Source organism: Lonsdalea britannica, from assembly GCF_946477055.1.
GTDB lineage: Bacteria > Pseudomonadota > Gammaproteobacteria > Enterobacterales > Enterobacteriaceae > Lonsdalea > Lonsdalea britannica_A.
The window spans coordinates 1-12,888 of sequence record NZ_CAMKXG010000085.1; the positions used below are offsets into that span (position 1 = coordinate 1).

8 protein-coding genes are annotated in these 12,888 nt (G+C 59.0%); all 8 read right to left on the reverse strand.

Annotated elements, in window-relative coordinates:
* Nucleotides 1-75: 75 nt before the first annotated feature.
* Nucleotides 76-1,248 carry a HAMP domain-containing protein gene (locus tag Q7O77_RS07865; RefSeq protein WP_304165436.1) on the reverse strand — a complete coding sequence of 391 codons (1,173 nt, stop codon included), beginning with the start codon at nt 1,246-1,248 and terminating at the stop codon, nt 76-78.
* A 209-nt stretch (nt 1,249-1,457) separates the two neighbouring features.
* Nucleotides 1,458-2,471 (reverse strand): glycosyl hydrolase family 8, encoded by a 1,014-nt coding sequence (locus Q7O77_RS07870; RefSeq protein WP_304165439.1) that lies wholly within the window; start codon nt 2,469-2,471, stop codon nt 1,458-1,460.
* A 10-nt stretch (nt 2,472-2,481) separates the two neighbouring features.
* Nucleotides 2,482-2,952 (reverse strand): cellulose biosynthesis protein BcsD, encoded by a 471-nt coding sequence (gene bcsD, locus Q7O77_RS07875; RefSeq protein ID WP_304165442.1) that lies wholly within the window; start codon nt 2,950-2,952, stop codon nt 2,482-2,484.
* A gap of 2 nt (nt 2,953-2,954) precedes the next feature.
* On the reverse strand, nt 2,955-6,794 hold the full coding sequence (locus Q7O77_RS07880; protein ID WP_304165445.1) for a cellulose biosynthesis protein BcsC: 3,840 nt from the start codon (nt 6,792-6,794) through the stop codon (nt 2,955-2,957).
* An 11-nt stretch (nt 6,795-6,805) separates the two neighbouring features.
* Nucleotides 6,806-9,187 carry a cellulose biosynthesis cyclic di-GMP-binding regulatory protein BcsB gene (bcsB, locus tag Q7O77_RS07885; protein WP_304165448.1) on the reverse strand — a complete coding sequence of 794 codons (2,382 nt, stop codon included), beginning with the start codon at nt 9,185-9,187 and terminating at the stop codon, nt 6,806-6,808.
* Between the two features lie 26 nt (nt 9,188-9,213).
* Nucleotides 9,214-11,337, reverse strand: a complete 2,124-nt coding sequence (bcsA, locus tag Q7O77_RS07890; RefSeq protein ID WP_304165450.1) for a UDP-forming cellulose synthase catalytic subunit — start codon at nt 11,335-11,337, stop codon at nt 9,214-9,216.
* 95 nt (nt 11,338-11,432) lie between these two features.
* A complete protein-coding gene (gene bcsQ / locus Q7O77_RS07895) occupies nt 11,433-12,233 on the reverse strand; it encodes a cellulose biosynthesis protein BcsQ (protein WP_304165452.1) in 801 nt (266 codons plus the stop codon).
* The gene (bcsO, locus tag Q7O77_RS07900; protein ID WP_304165455.1) at nt 12,224-12,772 is read right to left on the reverse strand and encodes a cellulose biosynthesis protein BcsO; all 549 of its coding nucleotides are present in this window, start codon (nt 12,770-12,772) and stop codon (nt 12,224-12,226) included. Before bcsO ends, bcsQ begins: the two co-directional genes overlap by 10 nt.
* Nucleotides 12,773-12,888 lie beyond the last annotated feature (116 nt).

Here is a 12,888-nt window from a genome sequence, read left to right on the forward strand (position 1 = left end):
ATCTAACATACTGTTATTTATTAAATAATTTAAATAAGAGTATTGTCGCCCACGGCCAGAAAGGCGACGTCATCGTTAAGAGTGGGGAGCGGACTGAGAGGCAACGCGAGAAAGAACGACATCGCCACCCGCGCCGCGCGCCTGCTCCATCGTCAGACGGGCCTGCGCCAGCCATTGCCCGGCGGCATTGTGCTGCGTGAACGCCGCCTCGTCGGGCACCGTCAGCAAACCGATACTGACATTCACGCCTGCGTGCAATCCTCCTTCACGCAGAAGCGCGAGAGTTTGATGTCCCCACGCCTGCGCAAGATCGGGCGTCGCCGGCACCGCGCCCAACACGGCATATTCGTCGTTATCCAGCCGCGCCAGCAGACCGGAATCGCCGATGACAGCACGCAGTGCCGCGAGCGTTGGCGGCAGCGTGTCGTTTCCACGGGCCACCTCTCCTTCCAGCCCCACCACGCACAGACAGAACGGTTCCCGTCGGTCGGATAAGGCGTGAATGAGCGTCGCTTTGTCCGTTAGCGCCTCATCCCCCGCACGGCGGTGCGACTTCCACCGCCGCAAATTACGGTTGTAGCTGCGCACCAACATACCCAGTTCGTCGTCGCTGTGTCGCTCCGGCAGCGTCAGCGGATGCTCTGGCAAAGACTCAGAAGGAACATCCTGCAACTCTTTGATGATTAAACGAAGCGGGTTGACGACGCGATGTTTCACGCACCAGGTAATCCCCACCGAGAGGATCAGCGCCAGCAACAGATAGGTCACCAGCAGGGTCGAAAACGTGCTGACGATGAACTGGAACATCCGGTAGGAGTCCGCCTGCAGCACCAGATGCGCCAGCGGCGTGGAGCCCGGCACCTGCGGCAGGGAATATAAAGGGATCGAGACTTCTATCGGCAGATTAAACGTCCGCGCTATCCAACGCGGTAAGGGGCGTTCGGACGGAAAATTGGCATGCAGCGTATGCAGCTCACCGGGCAGCACCAGATAGGCCCGGCTCAGGAAACCGACCGGTAATAAGTTGTTGAGCAGGCCGTCGGCCTCGACCACGTCACCCTGTAAGACGGCGTTGGTCAGGGGAGTTCGCACGGAATAGGCAATGTGTTCCAGCTGGCGCACGTAATCATCCCGTCGCTGATGCACGAAATGGAACAGCTGGATCACGATAAACAGGCAGACGGCGGTGACCGACACTGCCGAAATCACCGTCATCTGTTTGATAGTTAGTGAACGACGAACGTGCAAACCTATTCTCCCAAAACCCCGACGTACGGGGAAAAACAGCCGTACAGTATATCTCGAGCGCCAAGTTTATAGGATGCAAAGGGAAGTCGGTTAAAAGGTTTAAGGATTTTTCTGAGGAAAGTTTTTCCGTCAGTGGCCGGACATCAGAAAAAGGGCGCTCTTATTAGTCTTAAGCAGGCGCAACCGGAATGCGGCTGCGCCTGATGAGGTTAACGCGCGTCGGCGGTGACCCGCGCCAGATTGGCCAGAAGATGCAGACTGGCGGAGTAGTAGTCTTCATCCGGGCTGATGGCGTCCGTCACCTGCTGGCCGTCGCCCATGGTCAAATCCCGCACCGCCAGCAGGCCGCCATTCATCATGTACGGAGCGGTATGGTTGCTCAACACATCCACCCAGGCGGGCGTTCGAAGACGCGGGAAACCGTGCCAGTACAGGCGGAACGCGCTAAGCTCCGCGCTCTCATGGTCGTACCAGTAAACGTACAGTGGAATGCGGATAGCGTCATAGCTGAAGCGCGACGGCCAGTTCATCGCCGGGGCCATAGAACCATCGGCGTTCAGCGCCACCCAGTCCGACGGCAGGTTGGTATCGCCGAACCGCGTTTTACTCAGCAACAGCATTCCATCTTCAATCAGCTGATGCCATACCGGCAGGCGGCTGCGTTTGGAAAAATCGTTCCAGGCGGGGAAGATAAAATAAGAAGGATTGAGGACGAGGTAGGTGCTTTTGTTGAAACCATTCGCGCCCGGCAACATCACCGTATGCCCGGCATACTGCGTCACATTGTGCGCGATGATGTCTTTTTGCAGGCTGTCCGACGCCTGTAAATACTGATCGTTGCGCCACTTCTCACCGGCCTTCAACAAAGCCCAGGCAATCATGACGTCGCCGTCGGAAGCATTATTTTTGTCGGCCACCGGGTCGGCCGCTTTCGGGGTATAGCGCCAGTAGAACAGACCGTTCTGTTTATTTTTGAGATGGGACTGCGTCCATGACCACAGGCGGTCGAAGGTGTTCCGGTCATCATAATGCACCGCCAGCAACATGGCGAAACCTTGCCCTTCCGTGTGGCTGACGTTGTTATTGCCGGTATCCTGAATTCGCCCGTCCACCGTTAAAAAACGGCTTTTGTAGCTATCCCATCCCTGATCTGCCGCTATCGCACTTGTGCTGCATAACGCCATGAGCAAGACCATAGTCCAGTGCCGCAATGGCTTTATCATGCTTTCCCCTCTAGTTATTTTGATAACGAAATCGCAGCGCCGTCTCACCGTCAATCGCTTCACCGACCAGCGGCACATGAGCGCCGCCGCCCTGCTCTTTCAACCAGTGAGCATACAGCCCCTGCAACACCGCTTTGATCGCCATCAGCCAGCGCGCTTTGCTCAACGCGCTATCACCGGCAGGCAGAGCCAGATGGAGAATGTCCAGCGACGCGTCGCCCGGCAGCAGTTCGACATAGCCCCAATCAAACGTGGCCAGCACCGCATTCATCTCCCGCTCCAGGTCAACCACGGTCAATGCCGCCGATAGGGGATAACGCTTAGCTAGCGCCTCGCCCATTTGCTGGAGAAAGGCCTGACCTTCGCTTTCACCGACGTTGTTCATCATATTCTCAATGATGATCCCGAGAAGATCAAACCAGCCCGGCGGGCACTGCTGCTGGCGATAGTACTGCAAGGTCGTTTGCTGACGTTCACTCATGCTTATTCACCTCCAAGCATATAGCGGAAATAGAGTTGCGCGCTGCTTTCGTTATAGTCACCGAAGGTGTCGTAACCGAGCTGACCGCCGATAGTGACGTTGCGATTGACCTTATAGTCAGCCCCCGCGTGCAGGTTGTAGCCGATACCGTTTTTACTGGTGCCGGGATAATAGGCCTCTTGGGTCAGGCCGCTGGCGGCGGCGCTTTCCAACACATTCTGTAATAACGGGTCGTTGGGGTAATAAGCGCTGCGATCCTGCGAGTAGGACTGATAGCCCAAAGCGCCGCCGATCTTCACGCTCAGATCGTCGTATTTCTGGGTGTAGTCGATGGGGAAAGAAACCGAGACGAAGTTCTGCGGACTGAAATAGCCGCCCTGTCCGTAGCTGTAGTAGCTCAGGTTGCGGGAGAAATCCATCCACGACATGCTGACGCCGGTCTTCAGCTCACGCTCGCTATCATGATAAGGACGCACGTAAGCCCCGGCATTCGCCACCAGACTTTTGTTGCTCTTTACGTTCTCGCCCAGATAGCTGTAGGCACCTGCACCGCCATAGAAACCGGCGTCGCCGTCGTCATAGCTCAGCAGCGCCGTTCCGCCGTTCTTGGTCACGCGGCCCCACTTCTCACCGCTGTAGGCGTCGCGCGCGCCGACGTAGGAGAGCAGGCTGTCGGTGACCGCCCGGCGCTCGCCGGTCAGCACCAGCGTCAGGAAGTCGGTCAGTTTCGGCGACCACTGAACGCCCCCCACCAGCGTACTGAGATCCTGCCCCAGCGGGGTTGAACCGATATCTACCTTGTACTCTTTTCCTGTCAACGCCAGGTTAAGCTCTACGCCGGTGGCGTTTTGTGAGCCCGGAGAGTCCGCCGTGATTTTGTCGAGATTGAAGTTGTCCGAGGACGATTGGGCATTCGCCTTTATGGCCTGCTGAATGGCGCCTAAACCAAAGCGACGGCTGGAAGTGTCTTCGGCGCTTCCCGCGCTCAGCGTCACTGGCGTAACGGTAAAGTTGAAGCGATCCTCGCCCAACGGCGCGCTGGACCACGTTAACGGAGCTTTCGCTTCGGTCAACTTGCTGAGGCCGGACTCGCCGTCGCGACCACGCACCTGCACTCCGGTCTGAACCCAGGTGCCGGTGTCGCTCTCCAGCGTCTCCATCATCTGGTTAATCTGGCGAAAAGTGCCATTCTGCGCAGAGGCCGTCGTGCCCCCCGGCCTTCCATCGAGGCGTTGCCCGCCCACCGCGCGATAGTCGGCGGTTTCGTCACGCTGCTGCCACGGCATCACGCTGCCGTAGGTCGACGGCGAACGACGCGTGCTTTCCGTCGTCCGGTTGATGAACGGGTTATCCGCCAGCGCCAGTCCGCCAATCACCGGCAGGCTGCCGGACTCCGCGCCCTGCAGCCCAATCATTTTCCCACGGGCCGTACGCAGATAGGCTATCGCCTGCTCTTTGTTCCCTTCCGCGTCCGCCACGCGCGCCAGCAGCAGCAGACGTTCCGGCGTCTGTTTGTCGTTCAGGCCGGCGGCCAGCGAGCTGGCTTTCGAGACGTCGTTCTGCGCCAATGCCACGTCGATAGCGCCGACGCGCGCATCCTGCGTCGGGGTATCTCGCGTCATCAGATAGTCGTAGACCGTTGCCGCTTCCTGATTCATTTTGCCGGACTGATAGAGTCGCGCCATCGCCAGCATTAAATCGGTATTCTGCGGATCGTGCTGCAACGCGCCGATCAGTGTGTCGTAAGCGGCCGCATACTGCCGGGCCTCTCGCAGGCGATCCGCCTCCTGGATCACGCCGCCGTTACGCACGGCGGCCAACTGTTCCGGCGTGCTGCGGGCCAGCATATCGGGATTGCTCAGCCACGCCTGCGCTTCCTGACCGAGACCGGCCTGATCCAAGACGGCGACCTGCGCCGCGTAGTCGCCTGCATTGCCTTGAACGCCGCGCTGCATGTTGTTGCGCACGACGCCGACGGCACTGGCGGTATCGCCTGCCGCCGCCAACGCCTGCGCCAGCTGCCCGGCATCCTGCGGATCGGCGGGAGGGTTCACCGCCAACGCCTTCAGGGTGTTGGCCGCCGCCATATTAGCGCCGGTTTTAAGATAATCCCGCGCCGTCACCATCTGCAGATTGAAGTTGGCCCGTCGTGCCAGCGCACGCATGTTCGGCGTCTGCTGGCGCTCGGGGACGCGAGCCAACAGCGCCCCGGTTTGCTGCCAGGCGCCGTTTTGGCTGGCGAAGAGCGCACCGGCGAACAGCTGCTCGGGGCTGGCGCCGGGACGGTACAGCGGCTGCATCACATCAGCGGCCGTCGTCATGTCCCCTTGCTGTTTGTAGGCGCGCGCCAGGTCGTATCTCACCCAGCCATCGGCGGGCCAGCGCTGTATCGCCTGCTGCAACAACGCGATAGCCTGCGCCGAGCGACCCGCCGCCAGCTCGCGTTCCGCGGCGCGGCGCATGGAGGCGCTGCCTTCGACCACCGCCACGCGCGGCGCCAGACGCTGGCGTAGGCTGTCCGGCAATTCCGCCAGCAGCGTGTCGGCTTCCGTACTGCGATTCTGCTGGCGCAGCACATAGTACAGCCCTTCTTTTGCCGCGCTGTTGTTCGCATCCAGCGTAAGCACATCGCGATAACTCTGCTCCGCCTGCGTCAGCTGACTGCTGCGACGTTGCACATCGGCCCGAAAGAGACGAACGGCGATGCCGCGTTCTCCACTGGCCTGCATCAGAGGTTCGCTGAGCGTCAGCGCCTGCGCGGCGTTGCCCGCTTTCATCGCCTGCTGCGCCACACTCAGCTGCGCGTAAAAACGGGCGTCTTCGGCCTGCTGCCGGCGCTCGACGCTGTTTTCTCCGCCCTGCTTCGCCGCCTGCTCCAGATAGTTGGCGGCGCTGGCATAGTCGCCTCGACGCTGGGCGATATAGCCCAGCCCGGCCAGCGCATCCGCATCCTGCGGCGAGGTCTGAAGCACCTGTTCAAACGCCTGTTGCGCGCCGTCCGCATCGCCGCTGTTCAGTTCGGCGAAGCCTTTTCCTTTCGCCGCGCCACCAACGTTGGTACGGTAGTGCGCCATCACCGCATTATCCTGCGGGTGACGCTGCTGATAGTTGCCATACAGCGCCGCGTCCTCCGGCTGAGGACTCATCCACAGCAGGGCCTGGCGCATAGCGCCGTCCGCGTCAGGATTGCCGGAGGCCATGGCATCCAGCAACTGCAGTCCTTCGCGCCGGGTGGACTCCTGATAGGTCAGCGCCTTCCCCAGCGCCAGCCGGGCCTGAATATCCTGCGGATTCGCCGCCGCGAACTGCCGCAGGCCGTCCACCGCCTGCGGCCACAGCGTGCGATCGCCCGCCATCGTCAGATAGTACTCAACCGCCACATTGGCTGGCGGCTGCCCGCCGTCGAACAGGTTGCGCCAGGTTTGCAGCGAAGCGGCGATGTTGCCGCTACGGGCCTGCTGACGAGCCAGCGCCAGCTGAGCGGGCGGAATATTCTGCCAGCGCCGGGAGCTGTCCAGCTCCTGCAACCGAGGGTCCTGCGGCGAAATGCTCGCCAGACGCGTGCGCCACTTCGTGGCCTCGACGTTGTCGCCACGCTGTTGAGAGTAGAGCGCCATCAGGTAAATCGCGCCGGTGTTCTCGGCATCCACCGCCAGCACCTTCTGCAAGGCGCCTTTGGCCAAATCGTCGTGGGCGCGTTGATGCCAATATTCCGCCTGATCAAATAACGCCTGAAACGCCGGGTTAGTATTGTCCGCCGCCTGCGTCGGCGCGGACAGTGCCGTCGCCCCCACCAGGCACAGTGACCGAAGCATTCTGGCTGTCAGTGTGTTCTTTTTCATAGATCGCTCAATTATTTCCGGCCTGAATCACGCTCATCCTGCGGGTGCAGACGGCGATGGGCGCGGCGTTTCAGCACGCGATACAAACCCGCTCCGCCTAACGAAGCCATGATTAAGGCGACAAACGCCAGAATGACGGCATGCTGGTTGGCATACCAGATAATCATCATGTACCAGGGCATTTGCCCACTGGGGAACTGCGGGCCCACCCGAAAACTGCGGATGCCATTTTCATCGGTGATGATGGCGGTATCGCCGCGAATCGCCGCCGTCACGCGCGCCGACGTCAGGTCGCCGTGCAGCCGCTGCAGCTGTTGGTCGTTCGTCGCCAACACGACTACCGCGACGCGTTTAGGGTTCCACGGAGATCGATAGCTGACAAAACCGCGCCAGAACTCATTCGAGGAGAAGTAGCGGTCGGCATCGATCGGATGGCGGGCCCAGTCGCCGGTTAGCCAGCTGACGAGTTTTTCCGGCACGCTGGGCATTTTGACACCCAGCGCATGGCCGTCGGTCTGGTAAGGGGACTCCGCCAGCAGCGCCGCGTTAAACCCTGCGTGCGGGAGCGTCGTGACCGCCAGCACATCGCTGTTTTGCAGCCGATGCAGCTCTACGCCGTCTTTCGGCACGCCGAACACGACCTGGTTGTGATTGATACTGACGCCGGTCGCGTCGCCGGAGCGGCCCGCCATGCCGAGCAGCGTACTGATCTCCTGATCGGTGGGGCGTTCCGGCAGCAACATCACCGTTTGCGCATAGTCAGCCAGCCGGGAGAAGGGGAACGACGCGCCGATGAAATACGACAGGTTGGGCAGCATCGTGAAATGACGCGTTCGGGTCAGGTCTATCCACGAATCGTTCTCAATGCGGCTTTTGATGTTGTTGTTCAGCAGCACGTTACACGGCGCATCCGCTTTGGGCCGGATGTTGAAGTAGAGCTGCAGCTGGTTAAAGCCGTAAATCAGATAGGGGTCGAGCTTCAGCGTGTAGGCCTCCTGACGATTATCGCCCCCCAACCGACGCCAAAGTTGCTCCAGCAGGCCCTCTTTCACCATCGGTAAATTGCTGATAAACGTGCCGTTAAGCGTGACGTTCAGGTCAGAGCGATGTTCATCAATCCAGCTTTCCGCCGGGAAGCGGTAGCTGATATGCACCGGGATCGTTTCGCCGTCCCACAGGAAGAGATCGGGGGCCGCCCGGAACTTGAGGTTTTGCGCGGAGTGCCAAATGCCCAGAGACGTCATGCTCTGATCTTGCTCCAGCAGTTCGCTGAAACGGACACGCCTGTCGGTGCTGATCCAGCGCGGCGCATCGTAGCTTTTATGACGCGGAAGAGTCTGCGGGATGACGGTGATGGCCGACTGCTTCGCGGTCAGCGGCTGGCTGACGAGATAATAGGCGGCTTGCCTCAGCTGATCCTCGTCCTTCCCTACCACCAGCAACAGCTTGTAGATCGGGTTGTCAGGATTATCCATCAGCTGCAACGTCGGCGCATCGACCTGCGGCAGCGTGACGCGGCCGATCTTCTGGCCCGGATAACCGAACAAAATACCGTTCTGTTCCGGCACGCTGTCTCGCTTCACGGGGAAAGTGATATCTCGTCCGTTGGTCTGAACCCCCATCCAGGACGCCACCAGCGCCGCTGCGCTCACCTGATCGGCCGTCGGCTCGGCAGGGAAAATCATCGGCACGGAGGCCGTCGCCATCTGCATGGAGTCGATAAACGGCCGCGGGAAGTTGCCGATGTCCGCCCCGACATTCAGCTGCTGGCCTTCCAGCTGCAGCGTGGTGCTCGGCAGAATGGTGACGCTGTATTGATGAGCATTGTCGCGCTCGCACAGCAGGCGATCTGAATTGATGATGCGGAAACTTAGGTTGTTGTCGGACACCACCAGCGCGGCAGGGATCTCAATCTGATAGGTCCCGGTCTCCTGCCCGTTCGTGGTCAGGGGAACGTTGCCGAGCGGCTGTCCATTCAGCATCAGCTGTAGCGCGGTATTGCGCTCGGCCAGCGCCGGAGAAACGGCGAACTTGAGCGCCAGATGCGCGGACGTCACCACCTGATCGGCCGAAAGCGTAAATCTCAAACCGGCCTGCAGCTGACCGCCGCTCAGCGCGACGCCCTGCGCCTGTCCCATTTGCGCCACGGAAATCGTGCTGCTGATCGGTTGATTGTAAACGTCCGATGGCGCATTCAGCGCAGGGGCGGACGGAGATGGCATCGCGACCGGGGGCGCCAAAGGCGTTTCAAACGGCGGCGCGGTTTTATACGCGCCTGAAATCCGGGGCAATCCCGCGGGCAACGGGGCGTCGATCAACGACAGCGGCTGGCTTGATTCCTCGGCGGCAGAAGCGCCGCCGCTCAGGCACAGCAGCAGAACCGTCGTTAACACAGAAGGCGTCCTGAAAAATCCGTATCTCATGCCGTTTTATCCTCTTGCCGTGTCCCTTCTGTCGCTGAGGGCAACGCTGACGGCGTCGGCCCCTCTTTCTTTTTCCCCTTCCAGGTCAGCCAGAAGAATTCACACACCGTCCGGAGCACCGTCACTAAGGAGCGCAGCGGGTTGTCTCGCGGCCAGGGCGGGTCAATCCAGGCATCCGCGCGCGAAAGCACCACGCGCACCAACCCCCGGCGCTGCGCCAGCGGGATTTCATCAAACCGCAGCCGAATGGTGCTGTCATCAAAACTCACGGACTTCACCGGCAGCGCGATTTCACCCGCGCGAGACAACAGTTCGAGGCACTCGATGGGGTCGGTTTTATGACGCTGATCCGGCGCTTTGATTTGCGCGCCGCCCATCGACAGGTCCACGGTCACCGTACGTGACGCAATACCGCTGGCGTAGTGAATGATGACCGGCAGTTCGACGTCGATACGTATCGTCTGACGGGTCTGTTTGGTTTCCCGCGCCACGGCGATAGCCGCCATCAGAATCAGCAGGCTGATGCAGGCCCAGGCGACGTTCAGGGCGATAACATACGGATCGACGTTGTAATAGTTGTGCCCTACCGCGCGAATGCCCCCGGCGACGATCCCCACGAACAGCAAGACGGCGGTCGCGATGTGCGGTCGCACAATGCGGAAGTCGAAAAAGCCCACGTCCAGCAGGCCGCCTTTATCCGTCACGTTGAATTTGCCGTGACGCGGAGAGATCAGCGTTAACAGCGTTGGAATAATCAGATGGAACGCCATGACCGTTTCATAAATTTCGCCCCAGAAGCTGTAGCGAAAACGTCCGTTCATCCGCGCATTGAGGTATACCGACATCACCAGATGCGGCAACACGTAGGCAAAAATCAGGTTCGCCGACGAATGAATGATATTGAGGTTGAACAGCAGATAGGCCAGCGGCGCGGTCAGGAAGATGACGCGCGGCAGGCCGAACTGGAAGTGCAGCATGGCGCTGAGATAACACAGACGCTGCTGCCAGGTCAGCCCTCTACCCAGCAGCGGGTTATCGACGCGGAAAATCTGCGTCATCCCTCTCGCCCAGCGGGTACGCTGAATGACATGCAGCACCAGTCGCTCGGTCGCCAGCCCCGCCGCCAGCGGGATCGCCAGAAAAGCGGACTTCCAGCCACGTCGCTGCATTTTCAGCGCCGTATGCGCATCTTCCGTTACCGTTTCCACGGCGAACCCGCCCACTTCTTCCAGCGCCGTACGACGAATCACCGCACAGCTGCCGCAAAAGAAGGTGGCGTTCCAGTAGTCATTCCCCTGCTGGATCGGTCCGTAAAACAGCTCGCCTTCGCTTGGCATCTGTCTGGCCGCCTTGAGGTTGCGTTCGAACGGATCGGGGGAGTAGAAGTAGTGCGGCGTCTGCATCAGCGCCAGCCGGTCGTCTTTCAGGAACGCCCCTACCGTCGCCTGCAGGAAAATACGTTTAGCCACGTGGTCGCAGTCAAAGACGCAAATGAGCTCGCCGTTGGTGAGCTGCATGGCGTGGTTCAGGTTGCCCGCTTTAGCGTGCGAGTTGTCGTCACGGGTGATGTAACCTACGCCAGCCTGAGCGGCGAACACCGCAAACTCGCTGCGCTTGCCGTCGTCGAGAATGTAGACTTTGAACTTATCCTGCGGGTAATCCATGCACTGCGCCGCCAGCACCGTATCCCTTACCACGTCCAGACTTTCGTTGTAGGTCGGGACGTAGACGTCTACCGTCGGCCACAGACTGGTATCCTCCGGCAGCGCCTCGATGCCGCGTTGTAACGGCCATATGGTCTGCATGAAACTCAGCATCAAAATAACCCAGACATAGACCTCGGCAATAAATAAGCCAATTCCTAAAATAGTCTCGATCTCAGAATTAAAATGCAGTGTTTCCGTCGCACGCCAGTATATATAGCGAGTAGACATTAATAACGTAAGAATAACCATGACCACAGTGACCTTTCGGCTTTCACTGCGGCCTAATAAAAACAGCATGCTAATACTGATTAAGCCAAAGATGTATTGTTTCTGGCTGTCCATCGGGGTGATGATAATCACTAACGCTACCGGAAATAACACCAGTAACAACAGATAAAAAAGCGCCTTCTTCATAAATCACCCTGATGTTCAGTAATGAGCGGGTTAATGCAGAAAAGAGGAAATATCCTAAAGATATTGGCGCAAATTTATTATCTGCGCCGTTCCTATTAATAAGAGGCAGGCACGAATGTCTTATGGACTTCGCCATTACCCACTTTGATATCCAACAGCGCCGCAATACGTTTGCTGATTAATTCAATATCAAATGCCGCGGCGGAAGCCGGACTAAAATCGAAAATGGAGCGCTGTGAGGCGTTAGCTTCGACGACGCTTTCGTCGCGATGTACGCAGCCAATCAACCTGTCGCCTTTGTTTTCCTGCATGTAGGCCGCCACATCCCTGCTGATTGCGCGTCGCGTATCCGTCTGATTCAGCAGCCAGTAGTATCCCTGTTTATGGTTCAACGGTCCGCCAATGAGTCGGTTTTCTTCTACCGGCGACAGGAGAGACAGCGAGGCGGTATCCGCCTGCATGACGACCAGGTGCAGGTCCGCCAGCTCGGCCATCGCTTTTAATGCAGGGCTGGGTCCGGGCGGAAAGTCGGCCAGGATCACGAGGCCGGGATAGTTCAACATGGCGCTGAGTCCGCGTAACAAAAACGCGGGATCCGCCAGGTGCCGATCGAAGTCCTCACGCTGCGTTTCCGTCACGCTGCCGTACGGCAACACGAAAATATTGCCGCCCGCCGTCAGGATCGACTGACTCCAGTCCGGCGACTCGACGGCGGCCGCCACATAGCCCCGCTCATCGGATAACGGAATGCCGAAATGCAGGCGCAGCGCGTTCTGGACGTCAAAATCGATCGCCAGCACTTTACTGCCGCCGCGCGCCAAGGCGTAGGCCAGATTGGCCACCATCGTGGTTTTTCCGACCCCGCCTTTCGGAGAACAAACACAAACTAACGGCATGAGGCAATTTTCTCCAATAGCGGTTTCAACAGCGCTTCTTTGTTCGGCGCCTGCGTCGTTTGCCGACTCCGCGTGCTGAACATCTGCTTATAGCGCTCGGGCTCCAGCGACGCCGTGCTGACGGCGGCGGTCTGTTCCGGGCGGGACGCAGGGGAAGATGAGGCAGGCTCTGGCTGCCGTAATGACGTCGTACGATCCGCAACCGGCGACGGCTTCGACGCGGCGGCGACTGAATGAAGCAGTGACCGCTGTCCTGCGGGATCATCATTGCGCGGACGGGTATTCGAGTCGTCCAACCTCACGGGCTTGACCACGGAAGCCGGAGCCGCAAATTCATTTTTCGCAACAGGCCTCAGAGAAGGCGGTACGCCTGCGCCCAATGAAGATTCGGCTCCGCCTTTCTCTTCATTAATGACTTGTTTCACGATGGCCCAGCGAGAACCTTCATCATGCAAAGATTGACCCGACATTTCTTGGAAATTAATGTCTTCCGACTGGGTCTTTTCTTTGAAATGCTTCAAATCGTCATAGCTTCTCATAAGACTTCCGAATCTCTACATGAATGGCCGCTAATATAGCATTATTGAACGAACACTTAATCAAAAATATCTTCACCGATTATTACAAAATAGATTATCAACCTGTCTCTTATACA

Coding starts and splice junctions, on each gene's coding strand:
- Q7O77_RS07870 (WP_304165439.1), bottom strand. CDS start 2,471: ATGATAAAGCCATTGCGGCACTGGACTATGGTCTTGCTCATGGCGTTA.
- bcsD (WP_304165442.1), bottom strand. CDS start 2,952: ATGAGTGAACGTCAGCAAACGACCTTGCAGTACTATCGCCAGCAGCAG.
- Q7O77_RS07880 (WP_304165445.1), bottom strand. CDS start 6,794: ATGAAAAAGAACACACTGACAGCCAGAATGCTTCGGTCACTGTGCCTG.
- bcsA (WP_304165450.1), bottom strand. CDS start 11,337: ATGAAGAAGGCGCTTTTTTATCTGTTGTTACTGGTGTTATTTCCGGTA.
- bcsQ (WP_304165452.1), bottom strand. CDS start 12,233: ATGCCGTTAGTTTGTGTTTGTTCTCCGAAAGGCGGGGTCGGAAAAACC.
- bcsO (WP_304165455.1), bottom strand. CDS start 12,772: ATGAGAAGCTATGACGATTTGAAGCATTTCAAAGAAAAGACCCAGTCG.